Origin of the sequence: Pseudoalteromonas sp. SG43-8 (assembly GCF_014164245.1) — a bacterium.
Lineage (GTDB): Bacteria > Pseudomonadota > Gammaproteobacteria > Enterobacterales > Alteromonadaceae > Pseudoalteromonas > Pseudoalteromonas distincta.
Genome location: NZ_JACJEX010000007.1, coordinates 115,120 through 134,949 on the forward strand (window position 1 = coordinate 115,120; position 19,830 = coordinate 134,949).

The window sequence follows — 19,830 nt, forward strand, 5'->3', positions numbered from 1 at the left end:
TGATAGCTAATTACTCAGCTTCAACGAAATCGTCTTTCTCAGCTTGAGCAACGATGTTATTCTCGCGACCTTCAGTGATAGCAGCTGCAACAGCGCTAGTGTAAAGGCTTACAGCACGGATAGCATCATCGTTACCAGGAACGATGTAATCAACGCCGTCTGGGTTAGAGTTAGTATCAACGATTGCAACAACAGGGATACCTAGGTTGTTTGCTTCACGGATAGCAATGTGCTCGTGGTCAGCATCGATAACGAAAAGCGCGTCTGGAAGACCGCCCATGTTTTTGATACCACCAAGGCTCTTTTCAAGCTTTTCCATTTCGCGGTTAAGCATTAACGTTTCTTTCTTAGTTAATTTCTCGAAAGTACCGTCTTGGCTTTGTGCTTCAAGGTCTTTAAGACGCTTGATTGATTGACGTACAGTTTTCCAGTTAGTCAACATACCACCTAACCAACGGTGATTTACGAAGAACTGATCGCTTTCTAAAGCAGCTGCTTTAACTGCGTCGCTTGCTGCGCGCTTAGTACCAACGAAAAGAACTTTACCTTTGTTTGCTGCAGCACTTGATAAAAACTTAAGTGCGTCGTTGAACATTGGTACAGTTTGCTCAAGGTTGATGATATGTACACGGTTACGTGTGCCGAAGATGAAAGGCTTCATCTTAGGGTTCCAGTAACGTGCTTGGTGACCAAAGTGAACACCAGCTTGAAGCATATCGCGCATTGAAACGTTTGCCATTTTATAGATCCTCTATAGTTGTTTAGGGTTAGGCCTCCACATATCCCATAGCACCAACACCGAAGTAATTAAACTTCAAATGCACCCAAGTGTATGTGACGATACGTGTGTGTGTTAAAATAAAATTGTGTTTGCCTTAAATACAAAAAATCATTTAAGAATTTATTTGTAAAAAGACGGCGCGCTTTATACCATATTAAAATTAAATACTCAACGTCGCGTGCAAAATTTGTTCGGCGACAAATGTTAGAAACTCAACTTTGGAGCCTCAATGAGCGCTATTATCAAGACCCCTGAAGAAATAGAGAAAATGCGCGTAGCTGGGCGCTTAGCGGCCGATGTACTTGAAATGATCGGCCCTCATGTAGTGCCGGGTGTTACCACCGATGAGCTAAATACACTTTGTCATGATTATATTGTTAATGTGCAACAAGCAATCCCTGCTCCGTTAAATTATCATGGCTTTCCAAAATCAGTTTGTACGTCAGTTAATCATGTTATTTGTCACGGAATTCCAAATGACAAAGCATTAAAAGAAGGCGACAGCGTAAATATTGACGTCACTGTCATTAAAGATGGCTACCACGGCGATACTTCTAAAATGTTCCACGTTGGTACACCAAACATCCAAGCTAAGCGTCTTGCCGAAGTAACACAAGAAAGCTTATACCTTGCTATTAAAATGGTAAAACCTGGTGTGCGCTTAGGTGATATTGGCTCAGCTATTCAAAAATATGCAGAAAGTTTTAATTACTCTATTGTTCGTGAATATTGCGGCCACGGTATTGGCGCAGGATTTCATGAAGAACCACAAGTAATGCATTACGGTAAAGCGGGCACTGGCGAAACTTTAAAAGCGGGCATGTGCTTAACAATTGAGCCAATGGTTAATGCGGGTAAACGCCAATGTAAGCTACTTAAAGATGATTGGACTGTAGTAACTCGCGACCGCAGCTTGTCTGCACAGTGGGAACATACTTTATTAGTGACTGAAAATGGTGTTGAAATTTTAACGCTACGATCAGATGATACTATCGACAGGATCATAGAACACTAATAATAAATAAGAAATTAGGAGCCAGCCCACGTGGCATTACCCAACAAAGTAAAAAAGTTGCTCAGCGATGCAGAGCAACTTAGTGATTATCGCGATTGTTCTAGCTATTTTTATAAATGGTTACATAACGAATTTTCTAAACAACCGGTTGGGAATTTAATTAATGCCCGGGCTGAGTTTATTGACCGCCTACTAATTAAGCTTTTTCATGTTTACGACTTAGCGCGCGAACCTGATTTAGCATTAATAGCAGTAGGCGGATACGGACGTGGCGAGCTACATCCCTACTCCGACATCGACTTTTTATTGCTTGTAACTAAACCGCCAAGCGAAGAAATATGCGAAAAAATAGGCCAGTTTGTCACCATGCTATGGGATCTCAACTTAGAGATTGGTCACAGCGTGCGCACGATAGAACAAGCCATTGATCAAAAACGTGAAGACGTTACTTTTGCCACCAGCTTACTTGAAAGCCGCCTTATTTTTGGTAATCATATTGAGTTTGAAAAACTCAAAACGCATATTCTAGAAACACCCGTATGGCGCTCCGGTGAGTTTTTTACTGCCAAAGTTCAAGAACAAAACTTACGTCACAAAAAGTGCCACGGCACCGCGTATAATCTTGAGCCAAACATTAAAGAAAACCCCGGTGGCCTGCGCGACTTGCAAACCATTATTTGGGTTGCAAAAAAGCACTTTAGAACCGAAACTCTGCAAGAGTTAATAAGTCACGGCTACTTAACCCATGAAGAGTTTCAAGAGCTTTCAGAGTGCCTAGAAAACCTATGGAATATTCGCTTTGCACTGCATCTAGCTGCAGGTCGGGCTGAAAACCGCTTATTGTTTGATCATCAACCACAAGCCGCCGAAATTTTAGGTTTTGGTAGCGACGGTAAAGCCTCTGTTGAGCGTATGATGAAGCGCTTATTTAGAATAATGAGCCGCGTGCGCGAACTTAACCAAATGCTACTTTCATACTTTGAACAAAGTATCATGCCCGAAAGTAGTGAAAAAACAGTGATAGTACTCGACAGAAACTTTGAGCAAGTGGGCCATCAAATACGCGTAAAAGATCCATCTGTATTTTTTAGACGTGACCAACTTTTTGTATTGTTTGAGCACATAGCAGACAACCCTACAATAACGCATATTTACCCAAGCACTATTCGTACAATTCGCCAAGTACGCCGTCGTTTATTGGGGGATTTACAAGATTACGCAGCCTGTCGTGAAGCCTTTTTACGCTTAGTTAAACACCCTAATGGTATGGGCCGCGCATTTACGCTTATGCACAAGCACGGCATGCTTGCCGCCTACTTACCGCAGTGGCGTAATATATTTGGACAAATGCAGTTCGATTTGTTTCACGCCTACACCGTAGATGAGCATACTCACAAATTAATCAAAAATATTTACGAATACTTTGATAAAACAGGCATTAGCGAGTTTCCTATTTGTAGTGAAATAGTCACTCGAATGGACAAACCAGAGCTACTTTATTTAGCCGGTATATTTCACGACATTGCTAAAGGCCGAGGGGGAGATCACTCAGAACTTGGCGCTGTTGATGCTATAGCCTTTGCTAAATTACATGGTTTTTCATCCTCTGATTCGAAATTAGTCGCATGGCTTGTAAGTAACCATTTACTTATGTCGGTTACCGCGCAGCGTAAAGATATTAACGACCCTGCTGTAATAAAAGACTTTGCAACACGTATTAAAACAGAGCGCCAACTCGACTATTTATATTGTTTAACCGTTGCCGACATACGTGCAACTAATGACAACTTATGGAACGATTGGAAAAACACCCTACTGCGTGAATTGTACTTGCACACGCAGCGCGCATTACGCCTAGGGCTTGAAAACCCAATGGATCAGCGCGACCAAATTCGCGATAAAAAACACCAAGCTAAACAACGTCTACTCAACTTAGGTTACCCTGAGAATAAAATTGATTTAATTTGGAGTCGCTTTAAAGCCAACTACTTTACCGCCTTTAGCGAACAACAAATATCGTGGCAAAGTGAGCATTTATTAAGCAGCACCGATTTAAGCCAACCCAGTGTAATTGTATCTAACAAAGCAATGCATGGTGGTACACAAGTATTTGTATACAGCCCTTACTCTGGAGCACTATTTGCAAGATTAGTGAGTGTAATTGGCTCTAAAAAAGCACAAATACAGCACGCGCAAGTACTGACCACAAAAGACGGTTACGTCCTGTTTAGCTTTGTAATACTTGAAGTAAGTGGCGACCCTATAGCGAGCGGTCGAGCGCAATCAATTAAACGCGGGCTTGAGCAAGCACTTAGCGATCCACGTAAAAAAATTCGCTTTAAAAAGAGCCGCTCTCAACGCTTTAAAGATTTTAATATTAAACCTAAAATTGTGTTGCGCCCACATGCACGCAAAGACCGTAGCTTAATAGAAATTCAAGCCGTCGATATACAAGGTTTACTAACCAAAATAGCCGAAGTTTTCCAAGCGCATTTACTACACATTCACGCTGCCCGTATTACAACGGTAGGTGAACGTGCCGAGGATTTCTTTGTTGTATCTAATAACGAATACCAAGCGCTGACTGATGAAGAGCAAGCAAAAATTCATCAGGCATTACGTAAAAAATTCAACGCCGAAACAGAATAGAGGACACACATGTCAGATTTAAAAACGATGATCGAAAACGCATGGGACAACCGCGATAGCATTAGCCCAAGCACAGTATCTAGCGACGTAAAGCAAGCCATTATCGACGCACTTGATTTACTTGATAGCGGCGCAGCACGCGTTGCTGAAAAAATATCGGGTGAATGGGTTGTACACCAGTGGCTTAAAAAAGCCGTTTTACTGTCGTTTCGTATTCGCGACAACCAGCCAATGAACGACGGCGTAAACCAGTTTTATGACAAAGTACCGCTTAAATTTAGCGACTACACGCCAGAGCAATTTCAACAAGGCGGTATGCGCGTAGTACCAAACGCAGTGGCGCGTAAAGGCAGCTTTGTAGGTAAAAACGTTGTACTTATGCCATCGTACGTAAATATTGGCGCATACGTTGACGACGGCACCATGGTTGATACTTGGGCGACTGTAGGCTCGTGTGCACAAATTGGTAAGAACGTACATTTATCAGGTGGCGTTGGCATAGGCGGCGTTTTAGAGCCTCTACAAGCTAACCCAACCATCATTGAAGACAACTGCTTTATTGGCGCACGTTCTGAAATTGTTGAAGGCGTAATTGTTGAAGAAGGCGCAGTAATTTCAATGGGTGTTTACATCAGCCAAAGCACCCGTATTTATGACCGCGAAACCGGCGAAATTCACTACGGCCGCGTACCAGCAGGTGCAGTAGTTGTTCCAGGCGCACTACCGTCAAAAGATGGCACTCACAGCCTTTACGCTGCAATTATCGTGAAGAAAGTAGATAAACAAACACGTGAAAAAGTAGGCATAAACGCCCTACTACGCTCAATTGATGAGTAACACGTAGGTTAAGTTGAGTGAAACGAAACCCAACGATACGTTGAAGTAAAGTGTTTTAGCTAAACTTTAATTGTATATAGAAAAGCTCTAAGCCCTTTGGGTCTAGAGCTTTTTAAATTCTTCTAAATGAAGTTTGAGTCCTGGACACCTCTACATTAAAATTCAATGAACTCAAAAAAGACTTTAAGCCTTTAACAGCTAACTCATTATTTTCTGATGGTCCTATTATAATTTCTTCAATTGAATTTTTAGGAAAAGGTATCGCTCTATATGGGGCTATAATGCCAGACTTTAGGGTTCTGTAGCATAAAGGAAAAAACTCTTTCACTCCATTTTCAAGCTTTATAAAATCAATATTAGAGGAGTCTATAAAATCAAAATAACCCTTTTCAGTATTTTCATTTAATGAGACTAAACCAGGGTAAAAAAGAGTAAAACGATACTCTTCTTCATATTCGAACGCTTGATCTTTTATGCTAGCAATCTTAAAAATCGCTTCATTAAAAATTTCAATTGCAGCAATAGCACATTTTTCATTTAGATCATTTCCATTTAAATTTGGATCTAACACATAACTTAAAACCTCAGGCAGATAGTGTTCTTCAATTAAAGAATGAAGCATTTCCTCAGTTGGTTGGTAATCAACATCATCATAGCCACTCAAAAGTTTTCTTTGCCTAAAGTACTCATCATCAAATAGATTTTCTTTATTAAACTTTATGCAATATGAAGTTTGCTCTGACCCGTAAGTTAGCCAGTGGTTTAGGCTATCACGCTTAGTTGTAAATGAAGTGGTATAAATTTCATCAATGGTATTATTATCAATTATATTCCATAGAAAATTTAAAAAACGATTTGCGAGATGCACGTCCTTACTTCGCATTTCTTTTTCGGTAACATCTAAAGGTATATTATTGTGTTTGGCATAAATTTCTTCGAGTTTGATTTGTGAAAACTCAGACAAACTCCCTCTAAGTGATTTTATTCTATCAATACCTTGCTTTATTTCTCTAAAATCATTTAGATATTCTGCGTTAGTAGCCCATAAACTTTTGCTCTCTAAAATCCCCTTTAAACCCTCTGCAGAAGTGTAGTGATAAACGTATTCCATATTTAAAGCCTTAAATGATTAACCTTCTTCATTCTGAGTCTAACTCTTTAAGAAAAACAATAAAATTGAATATTCTAAGATGTTAAAATGCAAAAAGTTGGGTTTCGTTTCACTCAACCCTTCCTACGTCGATAAAAATTAATCCCGAGTTACTGCTCATTGTTAGCAATACCCCCTAAACCTAAGATCACTTATAAAAATAAGTGCTTTTATGTAGCAACGTAGTAATTACCTTGCCCTGCTTCATGAACAAACAAGATAATCAAACCTTTCTTCCACTAACTTCCATTAAAATAAAATTTACATCGTTAACTTGGTGGTGATATAACTGAATGTGTTTTGGGAACGCAGTTGGTGATAAATCAAACCATTAGCTGCCAGCTAAAAATATTACTCAGCTAGCTTACCCTTACACCCTTTACTTAAGGAAAATAAAAACCCTAACTAAAACAGCGTTTACCACATTTTAAAATAACAAAAGCACAAGTAGGTTGTACTAATGGAAGAGTATTTAATCGTTAAACAAAAAAGTAGATACCCTATCGCTATTGCGGCTTTATTGTTGTTATTGGCTTTGGGTTATTTAATTAAGACACTACTTTTCTCAAATGATATTCCTGAACGTTATTTAAAGCCAATATTAGTCTCTCAAGTATCATTACCCAATGTATTAAAAGGGATTGGTACAATAGAGCCTACACAAAGAGAGCTTTTGTCTGCGCCGCTAAAAGGCAATATCAACACACTTACAATTCGTGAAGGGCAAGCTATAAAAAAAGGCCAAGTATTAGCAAAGCTAACTAACTACGAATTGGAGCAAGATATACATAATGCGAGTTACGAGCAGCTTAATTTAGAATCCCAAGTAGCTATTGATAAAAGCAATTTAGCAATTAAGCTCTCGCAAATTAAAGTCGACTTATCAAAAGCTAAAATGGCATTGCAGCAGCAAGCGCTTGAATTAAATGCTAATAAAGTTTTAATGGAACAAGGTATTATTTCTGCAATTCGCTTTAAACAAAGCGAAATGCTTTATAAGCAAAGTGAACTTGAAGTTAATGCTAAAAATGATGAACTTAGCCTATTTAAAGATGCATTTGATCAGCAATTAATTGCGCTTGATAACAAAGTAAACATCGCAAAAAATAAACTTAGCTATTTACAAAGGCGTCAAGAGCAACTAACACTCACAGCAAACTTTGACGGTACCGTAAGCCAAAACTTAGCTAAATTAGGTCAAGCGGTTACTCAAGGGCAATCGCTGTTTGAGTTAATAGAGACCGACAACTTACTGGCTAAAATACAAGTCCCTCAGTATTCATCCACTCAGTTAAAAATTGGCCAAAAAGCAGACATAGTTACACCCAGTGGCACAATTGCAGCTAAGGTTGATTATATTGATACAGTAATAAGAAATGGCGCTATTAATGTATTTTTAGTATTAGACGCTTCCCCTCCATCATGGCTTAGAAGCAGCCAAGCAATAGAAGCTCATATTTATTTGGAGCAATCTTTAGTAGCTCAAAACATTAAAAAACCGAATGATTTTGATAACTACAGTCTGTGGAAAGTATATGAAATAACGCCCTCCAGCAAAGCTATTCTTACTCATATAAATTACAAAACGACTGAGCAAGACACTTTAAGCTTTGATGAGTCGCTACAAGGTAACTATGTTTTATTACTACCAGCAGCTTATGCCACTCAAAGTTACCTTGATTTGAAAGAAGTATTTTAATGAGGTGTCAGTTATGAGTTATCCGTTAATAGAGTTTAATAATATTTTTTATCAATACCCTAATACCAAAATTGATACCCTCAAAGCTGTAAGTTTTAAAATAAACAGTGGTGACTACATTGCAATAACTGGTACTTCTGGCAGTGGTAAAAGTACCCTACTTTCTATTTTAGGTTTACTAAACTTACCTAGCCAAGGGCAATACACTATTTTAGGCACTAACACAGCAGACTTAACACCCGACTCTATTGCAGCCATTAAAAACAGAGAACTTGGTTTTATATTTCAAAACTTTAATTTATTAAATCATTTAAGCGTATTTGATAACGTGGCTTTGCCACTCAGTTACAACAAATCGGTGCCTAGAAAGGATTACCAAAAAAAAGTAGAAGCTGCGCTTAATAAAGTAAATATGCTTGAATTTATTGATAGAAAGCCAAGCCAATTGTCAGGCGGGCAACAACAAAGAGTTGCTATTGCTAGAGCATTAATAAATGAGCCTTCTATTATTTTAGCCGATGAGCCAACGGGTAATTTAGATTCGAGTAATAGCGAACAAATATATCAGTTACTCAATAAGCTAAACGACGATGGCAAAACAATTTGCTTAATAACACATGATGAAAACCATGCTAAAACAGCAAAAACGCGTTTGTATATTCAAGACGGACAGCTTAGTGCGCAAGGTTTTTGATGCTGAACTTAATTACTGATCTGACCTTAAACTGGCTAAAATATGCTAAGCAAAATACTAAATTATGGCTTAGTTGTTTGTTGCTGAGTATTCCTTTATGTTTAATTTTAAATATAAGTAATATTCATAGTCAGTTTTTATCAGCCGATTACACGGCAATAAATAACATCCATAACATTAAACAAGTTTACTTAAGTGATACTCAAAATGACTTACCCGTTGATGAGTACATTTTTGATGAAATAACCGTATTGCACCAAGATTTAGTCGGTGTTTTTGAACGCTCTATTGATTTATCATTAAAGCTTTCGGTTAATCATGATAGCGAGCCTGTTAAGGTAAGCTTTATATCGGGGGGTTATAAACAATTAGGTATCATTCCTGCCTTAGGCAGCTTTGAGAAGCTAGATTTCCCAAAACAAGGCAGCGCACTAAGTGCCGCCATTAGCTATTCGTTTTGGCATACTCATTTTAAAGGTGTCACTGATATTATTGGCAAACAGCTTGTTGTTAATAATAAAAGCATAAACATTGTTGCTGTAATGCCAAAAGAGTTTAAAAGCTTTAAACGTGCCTATGAACCTAAACTCCTTATTTCTTACTCGCAACTCAAGCGCATTTTGCCTCTAGAAAGTAGCCTGACCCCAGATACATTTACGTATATTTTAGGAAACGTTAAAAATAAAACACTCTTTTTAAGCTTGCTAAATAAGCACTTACAAAACGAAATGTTTATATTTGATAACACCGAACTTAAGTTTAGTGATGGTATTGGCGTTAGCCCTACTCACTTTAATAAAATAATAAAGCGCCTAAACTTATTGCAGTTACTTTATTATATTTTACTCTCATTTAGCTTTATTGCCTTTTGTGCATTTTACTGTGCAGAGTCAATTAAAAAGCAACAAGAAGAAACTATACGCAAACTATGTGGAGCCAATAACACACACATTTTTGTGCAGCAAATTATTGATATTGCACTCACAAGCCTACTACTTATTATTGTAATGTGCGTTTTGTATCCACTGAGCGACCGCATTAGCGCAATTTTATTACCAAGCCTGAATAAGCTAAGCAGCTCTTTTTCATTATTTACGCTGGCGGTATTTTACATAGTTATTATTACTTTTTTATCGGCGCTTAGTTATTTTCAGCGAAGGTGGGTACACAGCAGTATTGGACGCGGCCAAAGTGCAACAACAAGCGAAAAAGTACAAGTGTTCTCATTGCTTTCGTTACTTACTAGCCTTGCTATTACAAGTGTTTATATTAGTAGTTTGGTTATTTACAGCCAGATTAATTTAAATAATAAAAGTATGGGATTTAATGCAGACAGTATTCTAATTGCCAGCTTTAGTTTTCCACAATCACCTAGCGAGGCCTTTAATGCAAATAACTCTGCTCAACAATTAATTCAGCAATTAAATTCACTGCCCATTATTGAAGAAGTATCACTTAGCTCTGCCCCGCCACTATCAGATCGCAGTGGGTTTAGTGCATGGTACACCGTTACCGGACAAGCTATCAGTTCGGGTAAAAGCGCCAGTACCGCAAGCCATAGAGTGAGCCCGCATTACTTTAAAACTATTGGCGCTAAGCTTATTTCTGGGCAAAGTGTGCAATGGCAGCAGTACCAAAACATTGTCGTTAACAGCGCGTTATGGGATCAATACTTTGCAGGCACAGAACTAAGCCAAGCTTATTTATTAGCCCAATTTGATACTGGAAAAGTAAAACATAAAGTAGTTGGCGTTGTTAATGATATTTATAATGAAGGAGCCGACACACCGGTTCAGCCAACTGTATATAATGTAATAAGTGCCCTGACAGGTTTTGAAACAATTATAATTAAAACTCATGCGCCCATCACACAATTTGAAAGTGAACTCCAAACGGCAGTAAGAGCATTAAGTGTTAACTTTAACGATTTATCACTTACCCCCCTTTCGTCTTTAGTAAAAAATGAGCAAGCCCCTAGAAATGCATTACTAATAATTACCGTTGTGTGTTCCTCAATTCTTCTACTCTCTGCGTTTTTATACAACTACAGCAGTATTAAACAGCTTACTACTAAATCATCTACAGAGCTTGCATTAAGACGTGCTATGGGCGCTCGCAGCTACCAAATATGCTATTTATTTTTAAAGCTATTTTTCACTGCATTTGTGATAACCCACATAGTTATTATTGCGCTATTTTTCACCCAACATGAAAAACTACAAACTTTTTTATTTCAACAATCCGTTTTTGACCTAAACACGATACTTACAGTGCATTTAGTCATTTTGTTAGCGGTCATATGTATTATTGCTATAGAGATTAAAAAAACACTTAACAACTCGTGGAATAACTTAACTTAAGGATAAGCATGTACAAATTACTACTAGCTACACTACTTATATACGGCGGAAATACATACGCTGAGCAGTACAGTTTCTCTCATTACCAAATGGTTAAATCGCCCATTAATAATACCGCACCGCAAATGTTTTTATTTAACAGCAAAGGCGAATTGATGCATTACTCTGATAAATATTTACCAAATATTTTATCCATTTTTAAAAATAAACAAAGCCATGCTGATTCTGATTTAATTAAAAGTAATTTAGAGCAGCTATTAACAATATTGCCCGATTTTACCCAGCAAAAGTATACGTTGTTTTACACCTCAATAGATGAAGATGTAGGCCCCTGTCCGCCTTGTAGGCAACAAGAAAAAACTATCGACATGCTTAAAAGTAAGTTTTCAGATAAGCAGCTAAAGGTTCATTCAATTTCTATAAATGCCAGTGACAAGGGTATAAAAAAAACCCGCTAAATAACTTTAGCGGGCTTTTTGTTGCGAAGGTTAAACCTTTAAAAAGTTTACAGCGCGTTAAATACGTCGTCTGTTTTAGCTGCGCAAATAAAGTCGTTTTTATGTAGGCCTTTAATTGAATGGCTCCACCATGTGACGGTTACTTTGCCCCACTCGGTTAATAAACCTGGGTGATGGCCTTCGTCTTCTGCCATGTCACCTACTTTGTTAGTAAATGCGATAGCTTGTTTAAAGTTTTTAAATTTATAAACACGCTCAAGCTGCATAATGCCATCGCGTACTTCTGGTACCCAGTCTGGGATTTTAGTAATTAATTGTGCTAACTCTTCGTCAGATACTTTTGGCGCATCTACATGACAGGCTTCGCATTTTTGTGCACTTAATGAAGACATTCTAAATCCTTACTTTTAGCTTTTTTAGCATTAATGTTTAACTGGCTAATTTTTCTTTTGGTGGAAATTTTGGGTCGTGCAAACCAAGCTCTTTAGCTCGCTCAACCAAAGTCATAATATCCATTTGTGATATATCAAACAGATCATGAATCGAATTTATGGTGTAGTACTGTGGTTGCATAATATCAATACGGTACGGCGTACGCAGTACATCAAGCACATTCATTGGGCTGATTTCTGGCGTATTTGAGTATACGTACTGAGTCTCCCCTGGGCTTGATAAAATACCGCCGCCGTAAATACGCAGACCGTCTTCGGTTTGCATTAAACCAAATTCAACCGTAAACCAGTATATACGCGCAAGGTATACACGGTCCTTTTTCTGCGCTGCGTAACCTAATTGCCCGTACTTATGCGTAAACTCGGCAAAGTCAGGGTTAGTTAGCATGGCGCAATGGCCAAATATTTCATGAAAAATATCAGGCTCTTGTAGGTAATCAAACTCTTCGCGGCTACGAATAAATGTAGCTACCGGAAACTGCTTGTTTGCCAGTAATCTAAAAAACTCATCAAAGTCGATAAGCGCAGGTACTGGCGCAACTTGCCAACCGGTAGTGGCTAGCAACACTTCGTTTAGCTCGCTTAACTGCGGAATACGGTCGTGCGGCAGGTTAATCTTTTTTAACCCTTGCATGTACTCACTGCAGGCTTTGCCTTCAATGCACGCAAGTTGGCGCGCTACAAGCTCAGACCAAATTTTATTTTCTTCATCACTCCAGTGTATAACACCATTTTCGTCTGGTGTTTTGGATGTGTATTTACTTGCTTTAGCCATAAGTACCTTCTTGGGTGTGAGCCCTAAATCGGTGTCAGTGTGATACTCAAACCTATTGAATATCGAATGACCCCATACTATGCAAAAGTGAAGAAAAGTTTAATAGATAGGCTAACATCAGTATTTAGCGTGATCACCTAGATCGTAAAGTTAAAATTACACCTGTGGCACATTAAAAATACAGACCTTTAAATAAAGGCCTGTAGCTTGTTTTTATGTGTATATAATTAAATACACCTAACCAATTTTAGTAAAAGCTTGGTTTAAATCACTAATAATGTCGTTAACATCTTCAAGCCCAACCGAGAGTCTGATCAGCCCATCACTTATTCCAGCGGCGGCTCGCTCCTCTGGCGTATAAGGCGAGTGAGTCATAGATGCAGGATGCTGAATTAGTGTTTCAGCGTCGCCGAGGCTTACTGCAAGTGTACAAAGTTTCATACTATCAATAAATTGTGCGCCATCTTGTAGCGTACCTTTTATTTCAAACGCAATAACACCACCAGCGGCTTTCATTTGGTTACCAATAAACTTATAACCTGGGTGCGATTTAAGCCCCGGGTAATATACGGTGCTTACTTGTGGGTGCGCTTCTAGATATTCGGCTATCGTTTGCGCGCTTTGACAATGGCGCTCTATTCTAATGGCGAGTGTTTTTAGACCTCGATTAATTAGCCATGCGTCGTGCGGGCTTATGGTTGCACCAATGTCTTTTAGTACGGTCATTTTAATGTGTGTTATGTGCTCAAGCGATCCACATACAATACCGGCAACTACGTCTCCGTGGCCGTTTAAGTACTTGGTCGCACTGTGCATTATAATGTCGATACCGTATTTTTTAGGCGATTGCAGTAGCGGTGTTAAAAAGGTGTTGTCGACCACACTAATTAAATTGTGCTCTTTAGCAACTGCGCCAATAAGTGCCAAATCAATAACCGCCATAGTGGGGTTGATTGGCGTTTCTACAAATATCATTTTTGAATTAGGTTTGATGGCAGCGCGTAGTTCGTCCTCGTTGGTCATATCAACAAAAGTGACTTCGATTCCCCAGCGCGGCAACATATGCGAGAAAAACGCAAAGGTACAACCATACAAAGCACTTGAGGCAACAAGGTGATCTCCTTGCGATAAAAAGCTCAGTACTGAGGCAGATACAGCCCCCATACCTGTTGCGGTTGCAGCTGCTGCTTCACAGCTCTCTAGTTGAGCAACTTTTTGCTCAAGCTCTGTGGTTGTGGGGTTTCCTAAACGCGTATAAATATAGCCAGGTTCGTCGCCTGCAAAACGCGCAGCACCTTGTGCGGCATTTTCAAAATGAAAGGTAGAGGTTTGATACAAAGGAGAAGTGAGTGCGCCGTGCGGGTCGTTTGCTTTTTGTGGTCCGTGAATACACTGGGTGTTTATATGATGCTTGCTCATTGTAGGCTCATTTTTTGATTATTATGTTTTTGCGATTCAACAATCAAAACGTATGCGCTTACAAACAGCAAGCATGCCGGATGCTCAGATGGCTATTTGTGTAAAAACCATGCAGCTCATGTTTGTACACAAATATTGCCACTGCTAATCTAGGGTCTGTTGAACTTTGCGGATTAAAATTTGTTCAAACTAAGGGCTATTTAATCGCGGCGCGAGGTTTGTAACCTAGTGGGCTAAGTAAAAATCGAGCAACAAAGAGTAAATAGCCCCTAGGAAGAACCCTTTGGGCAGCGCCTGTTTGGCATTAATGCTACGTTATCGCCTATTTATGGGGAATAACCACATTGCATAGGCTCTGCCTTGCCTAAATACCAAACAGACTGCTGCAAATTTAACCTTGAAAGTTCAACAGACCCTAGTGTGTTGGTTCCGCCTTTTTACGGCTCATAATTTTACCTGCGATGCTTTGCACAGTGCCTTTTAGTAAGCTGCGTTTGTTTTCAAGCCTTGGTAATGGGCGACTAAGCTCCATTGCTTTGTAACCAATACGCGCTGTAAAAATACCAGCACTAACCCCTTGCGCTGCCCGTCCCGAAAGCTTACCTAAAAGCTCAGCACTTAGTGCAGTTGCAGCAAGGTCAGATACAAGCTCTGCACTGCCTACAAACATTACTTGTTTTATCAGCATACGGTACAGTTTTATACGGCTTGCGTAACCAAAACCAATGCCGTAAATTTTACCAATTTGTTCAATTAACTTAGTACCACGCCAAAGCACAGCCATCATATCCACCAGCGCAAGTGGGCTCAGGGCAACTAGCAGTGCGGATTCAGTCGCAAAACGATTTATAAGCTTTTTAGCTTTGGTGTCTTGGGTTATTAATAAACTGTTGGCGTACAGCGTCATTATTTCTTTGTCGCTGTGATGCATCGCTACTTGGTTTTTAAAGGTTTCAAAGTTATCAAGCTCCTGGTGTTTATTGAGCTTTTCGAGCCAAGGTAATGCACCGCCTACTTGCTCGCTGTTTAAAAGCCTGTCGGCTTCAACTCGGTGCAGTTGGTTACGCTTTAAACTGCGCAGCATTCGGTACTCTCGCCACAATAAGCGCCCTATTAGCAACACGCCACTTACAACTGCGGTTAAATAAACACTGCCTAAAATAATTGACTGCTCGAAAGCAAATACTAACGAGTACGCAAACTCTAAAAGCACCAGCACTATAAAACTAATAGCAAAAACACCTTTAAGTGTTTGCCACTTCGACTTTTTATATACAGGCTCTAGATCTATTTCTGGCTCTAGTGCTTCATCTTCAAGTTCTTCGTAATCACTTTGCCCGTGCTGAATAATTTTTGCAGGTGCTAAAACGGGTTCGTTTTGCTCAATGCTTTGCGTATCTATACGACGCCCTGCTTGAAATGGTTGGTTTGACTCACTCATGTTAATTTGTCTCCTAGCAGGTACTGCATGACATGATCTAATCTAATATGTTTTAGTTGTTTATCGGGGCTCGGCATTGGAGAGAACGATAAAAACTCAAATCCCTGTGCTGGCCACTCATTTTTATTAAGCATCCGCGAGGGAGGTTGCGGCGGTAAATACGTAAGCCAATCAGGCTCGTGTAATGGTTTACCGTAAATGCAGTCAAGCGTTTGGCCTTTGTCGGTAATTTGGCGCGGCTGCGTTGCTGTAATTGACGACATAGCCATGGTTTCTATTTTTACACCATCAAACTTTAAGTGATTACTTTGCTCATGCACGAGCGAATCAAGTAGCAGTGCTAAATCTTTATGGTGCTTAGCACTTATATGATCTGACTTATTAGCTGCAAATAATATTTTGTCTATGTTGGGCTTAAATAAACGTTTAAAAAAGCCCGATTCACCATAGTTAAAGTGTGCGAGTAATTGGTTTATTACACTGCTTTGCTCTTGGAGTGTTTCGTGCCCTTCGTTTAACGCACTAAGCACATCTACAAGTACGATTTGGCGATCGAAGTGTCTAAAATGCTCATTATAAAATGGTTTTACAACTTCTTTTATATAGGCGTTAAAGCGCTTAATTAAATGCGCTAAATTAGAACCCGCAACGACATCGTCACTATTTACTTTACCCGATACCGGAAAAAACAATAACAATGGCGCGCCTTGTAAGTCGCCAGGCATTAGCATGCGCCCAGGTTGTAACATGGCAAGTTTGGTGTCTTTTTTAAGCCCGACTAACATGCTTTGATAAAGCTGAGCAATATGGGCAAGTGCGTTTTCATCAACGGGAGCGTTTAAGTCAAGTTGCTCAACGGCCATTAAAAAATCACTTGATGTGTTTACGCGCGAAGGCTGAGTTAATAACGGATATTGCTGCTCGCACCACTGAGCATAGCTTTGCTCAAGCATAGGTAGATCGAGGAGCCACTCACCCGGGTAGTCAATAATATCTAAATAAAGCGTTGATTGCGGTGAAAAATGGCCGCGCAGCCCTGCATTACTTTGATACTTTATTGCTAAGCGTAGCGTATTAATACGCTCGGTAGATGCAGGCCATGTAGGCACCCCATCGCTTGGTAATAATGAATTTAGCGCGCGGGTATAATTAAACGTAGGGACTTTTAACGCCTCTTGCGGCACAACTTTAGTGGCCACATGGCGGTGCTCGCGCATTACATCAAAAAAAGGTAAGTTTTTATCGTCCGCTTGGGTTGTTAAGTGTTTAACAAGCGCGGTAATAAAGGCAGTTTTACCACTACCACTTAGGCCAGTTACGGCAAGCTTTACGTGTTGGTCTAAACTGCGATGAAGGGCTTTTTGTGCTTTGCCTTTAATGCTTTTAAAGGTCTTTTTTGCAAATGATTGGCTCATAAAGTGTCTTGCACCTAATTTGCCGTAATTTATCACGCTGCAAATAAGGTGCTATTAAATCCTTTAAAGTTTGTTAATTTCACGGCTCACCGTAAACTCGCTTGAAGTTACATGGCGCTCCATATCTTGAAGGCGAGTATCTACACGCGTTAAACGCTCTTTTAAGTCTTGCAATGCGCGGCGCGGCGGCTCGCCTTTTTGCCATACTTTAAATTTCACTTCTAGCGGATCGTCAGTTTTAGTTGAGCTTTTTGTTTGCGCTGTTGCGGGCTCTTTTTTATCTAAAATGAACCAGGCTGCAATATACGCTACCACAAATAATGGGCCACCCGTTAGCAGTACCGCACTAACAAATATAATGCGAACTAACCATAACTCCATATTAAAGTAGTCACTTAATCCCGCACATACTCCGGCTATTTTACCGCGTTGTGGGTCTCTTAATAATTCGCGTTTGGCACTCATACTTTGCGTCTCCATTGTGGTGACTCTTGATCAAGCAATGCTTCAAGTGTTTCTAATCGATCAGCCATTTTTTCAGCTTTGTGTGCAAGCTCAAGTAATTGGCGATGTTCGTGCTCACTTAAACCTTGGCTTACTTGTTTCTTGCTACGGTAGTGCAAAATTAGCCACAGCGGAGCAACAAAAATCATAAACAAGATAAATGGTGCAACTAATATCTCTGGATCAAACATAATCCTCTCCTGACAATCCGTTTTGATGTTTTTAAGCAATGGGGCACATGGGCCCCATATATTTTTATATGTAATTATTTATCAGCTAACTTCTTTTTAAGTTCGGCTAGCTCATCATCTATCTTTTCATTTTTTTGTAGGTTAGCAATTTCATCCGCTAACGTCTTTTTACCTAAATCGTACGACTCAATTTGAGATTCTAGTCCATCAATTTTGGTTTCGTAACGTTCAAAGCGGTTAAGTGCTTCTTCTACTTTTGAGCTATCAAGTGTCTTTTTCACTTCAAGGCGCGACTCAGCCGAACGTTGGCGAAGTATAATCGCTTTTTGACGAGATTTAGCATCTGCTAGCTTTTCTTGTAGCGTCGTTACTTCTTGCTGTAATTTCTCAATATGAGACTCTACATGTTCAAGTTCACTAGTTACTGAAGCAACTGCATCTGCCGACTTTTGCTTTTCAAGTAAGGCTGAACGCGCTAAATCGTCGCGGTCTTTACTTAAAGCCAGTTCGGCTTTATCTTGCCAATCACTTACCTGCGCTTTAAGTGTATCTAAGCGGCGTACAATTTCTTTTTTCTCAGCCAATGTTTTAGCTGATGTAGAACGTACTTCAACAAGCGTATCTTCCATTTCTTGAATAATCAGACGAACCATTTTTTCTGGGTCTTCTGCTTTATCTAAAATGGCGTTGATATTAGAATTAACAATATCTGCAAAACGTGAAAAAATTCCCATAACATTTACCTCTGTAATTAAAACTTAGTTAGTCTGCTATAACTAGTATCAATATGCTTGCCAACTTTTTAAAAGTTAAAATACACTTTATTTTCATGACGTTAAACTAAATATACAAATTTCTTTAGTTATCCTTAATTATGAAATACACTAACTGTTAGTAAAAATGACCAAGAGTTAGGAAATATGAGCCAATATCGCCAACAGGATAATTTACTCGGCCAATCAGATAGCTTTCTGTCTGTATTAGATCAGGTATCGCAACTGGCTAATTTAGATAAACCGGTACTTATTATTGGTGAACGCGGCACAGGTAAAGAGCTAATAGCAGCACGCTTACACTTTTTATCAAAACGCTGGGATCAAAACTATGTAAAGCTTAACTGTGCAGCGCTTAACGAAAACCTACTCGAAAGTGAGTTATTTGGCCACGAAAGCGGCGCTTTTACGGGGGCAAGTAAACGTCACGAAGGTCGTTTTGAACGCGCTAACAGCGGCACACTGTTTTTAGATGAATTAGCTAATACTTCAGCTATGGTACAAGAAAAACTGCTGCGCGTTATAGAATACGGTGAGTTTGAACGTGTTGGCGGCAAACAAACTGTAAAAGTAGATACCCGCTTAGTGTGTGCGACAAACGAAGATCTTCCTTATTTGGCCGAGCAAGGTGAATTTAGAAGTGATTTACTCGATCGCCTTGCCTTTGATGTAATTACCCTGCCACCACTGCGCGAACGCCAAGACGATATTATGCTTCTTGCTGAGCAGTTTGCGATGAATATGGCGCGCGATTTAGAGTGGGAACTGTTTAGCGGTTTTACCCGAAGCGCAACAGAAACACTGCTTAGTTATGATTGGCCTGGTAATATTCGTGAACTTAAAAATGTGGTTGAACGCAGTTTGTATCGCCACGGTAGTGAACATATTCCCGTTCACCAGATTATTTTAGACCCATTCGATAGCCCATTTAGACCAAAAGTGCGCATTAAAGCACCTATAGCAGCTCAAACGGTTAATGCCGAGCCTATTGTTGTTGCACCACCGATTGCTCAAGCAAGCAGTAATGTAGCCGTCGATATTCAATTTCCGTGCAGCTTAAAAGAGCGTTCAAACGACTTTGAAATAAACATGATTAATAAAGCACTCGAACATAGCCAATTTAATCAAAAGAAAACTGCAGAAGTACTTGGTTTAACGTATCATCAATTACGTGGTTATCTTAAAAAATACAATTTGTTGGATCAACAATAGTCAGA

General features: G+C 39.5%; 18 protein-coding genes. 8 read left to right on the plus strand and 10 right to left on the minus strand.

The annotated features are described in order from the left end of the window. Positions 1–10: 10 nt before the first annotated feature. Complete coding sequence (gene rpsB / locus H5122_RS13975; RefSeq protein ID WP_002958321.1) at positions 11–739, minus strand: 30S ribosomal protein S2; 729 nt, start codon at positions 737–739, stop codon at positions 11–13. 271 nt (positions 740–1,010) lie between these two features. Between rpsB and map the strand changes: the two genes are divergently transcribed. Genes map through dapD form a run of 3 tightly spaced genes read left to right on the plus strand, consistent with a single transcriptional unit; the run spans position 1,011 to position 5,282 of the window. Further along, positions 1,011–1,796 carry a type I methionyl aminopeptidase gene (gene map, locus H5122_RS13980; RefSeq protein WP_002958322.1) on the plus strand — a complete coding sequence of 262 codons (786 nt, stop codon included), beginning with the start codon at positions 1,011–1,013 and terminating at the stop codon, positions 1,794–1,796. Positions 1,797–1,826: 30 nt separating this feature from the next. Then, positions 1,827–4,445, plus strand: coding sequence for a [protein-PII] uridylyltransferase (gene glnD, locus H5122_RS13985; RefSeq protein WP_182682333.1), 2,619 nt, complete (start codon positions 1,827–1,829; stop codon positions 4,443–4,445). 9 nt (positions 4,446–4,454) lie between these two features. Continuing rightward, on the plus strand, positions 4,455–5,282 hold the full coding sequence (gene dapD, locus H5122_RS13990; RefSeq protein ID WP_002958324.1) for a 2,3,4,5-tetrahydropyridine-2,6-dicarboxylate N-succinyltransferase: 828 nt from the start codon (positions 4,455–4,457) through the stop codon (positions 5,280–5,282). A gap of 112 nt (positions 5,283–5,394) precedes the next feature. On the opposite strand, the gene H5122_RS13995 is transcribed toward dapD, so the two are convergent. Next, complete coding sequence (locus H5122_RS13995) at positions 5,395–6,393, minus strand: DUF2971 domain-containing protein (protein ID WP_182682334.1); 999 nt, start codon at positions 6,391–6,393, stop codon at positions 5,395–5,397. A 499-nt stretch (positions 6,394–6,892) separates the two neighbouring features. Here H5122_RS13995 and H5122_RS14000 point away from each other — a divergent pair, with 499 nt between their 5' ends. Genes H5122_RS14000 through H5122_RS14015 form a run of 4 tightly spaced genes read left to right on the plus strand, consistent with a single transcriptional unit; the run spans position 6,893 to position 11,643 of the window. After that, positions 6,893–8,131 (plus strand): efflux RND transporter periplasmic adaptor subunit, encoded by a 1,239-nt coding sequence (locus H5122_RS14000; RefSeq protein WP_182682335.1) that lies wholly within the window; start codon positions 6,893–6,895, stop codon positions 8,129–8,131. 13 nt (positions 8,132–8,144) lie between these two features. Beyond that, complete coding sequence (locus H5122_RS14005) at positions 8,145–8,825, plus strand: ABC transporter ATP-binding protein (protein ID WP_182682336.1); 681 nt, start codon at positions 8,145–8,147, stop codon at positions 8,823–8,825. Further along, positions 8,825–11,185 (plus strand): hypothetical protein, encoded by a 2,361-nt coding sequence (locus tag H5122_RS14010; protein WP_182682337.1) that lies wholly within the window; start codon positions 8,825–8,827, stop codon positions 11,183–11,185. Before H5122_RS14005 ends, H5122_RS14010 begins: the two co-directional genes overlap by 1 nt. Positions 11,186–11,193: 8 nt before the next feature. Continuing rightward, on the plus strand, positions 11,194–11,643 hold the full coding sequence (locus H5122_RS14015; RefSeq protein WP_182682338.1) for a hypothetical protein: 450 nt from the start codon (positions 11,194–11,196) through the stop codon (positions 11,641–11,643). 47 nt (positions 11,644–11,690) lie between these two features. Here H5122_RS14015 and H5122_RS14020 read toward each other — a convergent pair whose 3' ends face one another. The 8 genes from H5122_RS14020 to pspA form a co-directional block, all read right to left on the minus strand. After that, the gene (locus tag H5122_RS14020; RefSeq protein ID WP_002958326.1) at positions 11,691–12,035 is read right to left on the minus strand and encodes a 4a-hydroxytetrahydrobiopterin dehydratase; all 345 of its coding nucleotides are present in this window, start codon (positions 12,033–12,035) and stop codon (positions 11,691–11,693) included. Positions 12,036–12,072: 37 nt separating this feature from the next. Continuing rightward, positions 12,073–12,870 carry a phenylalanine 4-monooxygenase gene (gene phhA / locus H5122_RS14025; RefSeq protein WP_008134775.1) on the minus strand — a complete coding sequence of 266 codons (798 nt, stop codon included), beginning with the start codon at positions 12,868–12,870 and terminating at the stop codon, positions 12,073–12,075. A gap of 237 nt (positions 12,871–13,107) precedes the next feature. Beyond that, complete coding sequence (megL, locus tag H5122_RS14030; protein WP_007580969.1) at positions 13,108–14,289, minus strand: methionine gamma-lyase; 1,182 nt, start codon at positions 14,287–14,289, stop codon at positions 13,108–13,110. A gap of 415 nt (positions 14,290–14,704) precedes the next feature. Next, positions 14,705–15,730 carry a TIGR01620 family protein gene (locus H5122_RS14035; RefSeq protein WP_008134762.1) on the minus strand — a complete coding sequence of 342 codons (1,026 nt, stop codon included), beginning with the start codon at positions 15,728–15,730 and terminating at the stop codon, positions 14,705–14,707. Next, positions 15,727–17,145 (minus strand): YcjX family protein, encoded by a 1,419-nt coding sequence (locus tag H5122_RS14040; protein WP_182682339.1) that lies wholly within the window; start codon positions 17,143–17,145, stop codon positions 15,727–15,729. Before H5122_RS14040 ends, H5122_RS14035 begins: the two co-directional genes overlap by 4 nt. A gap of 63 nt (positions 17,146–17,208) precedes the next feature. Beyond that, a complete protein-coding gene (gene pspC / locus H5122_RS14045) occupies positions 17,209–17,610 on the minus strand; it encodes an envelope stress response membrane protein PspC (protein WP_024596503.1) in 402 nt (133 codons plus the stop codon). Continuing rightward, positions 17,607–17,840 carry an envelope stress response membrane protein PspB gene (pspB, locus tag H5122_RS14050; RefSeq protein WP_024596504.1) on the minus strand — a complete coding sequence of 78 codons (234 nt, stop codon included), beginning with the start codon at positions 17,838–17,840 and terminating at the stop codon, positions 17,607–17,609. The genes pspC and pspB overlap by 4 nt, the downstream gene beginning before the upstream one ends. A gap of 74 nt (positions 17,841–17,914) precedes the next feature. Beyond that, positions 17,915–18,574, minus strand: a complete 660-nt coding sequence (pspA, locus tag H5122_RS14055; protein ID WP_182672008.1) for a phage shock protein PspA — start codon at positions 18,572–18,574, stop codon at positions 17,915–17,917. A gap of 186 nt (positions 18,575–18,760) precedes the next feature. Here pspA and pspF point away from each other — a divergent pair, with 186 nt between their 5' ends. Beyond that, positions 18,761–19,825, plus strand: a complete 1,065-nt coding sequence (gene pspF / locus H5122_RS14060; RefSeq protein ID WP_182682340.1) for a phage shock protein operon transcriptional activator — start codon at positions 18,761–18,763, stop codon at positions 19,823–19,825. Positions 19,826–19,830: the final 5 nt, after the last annotated feature.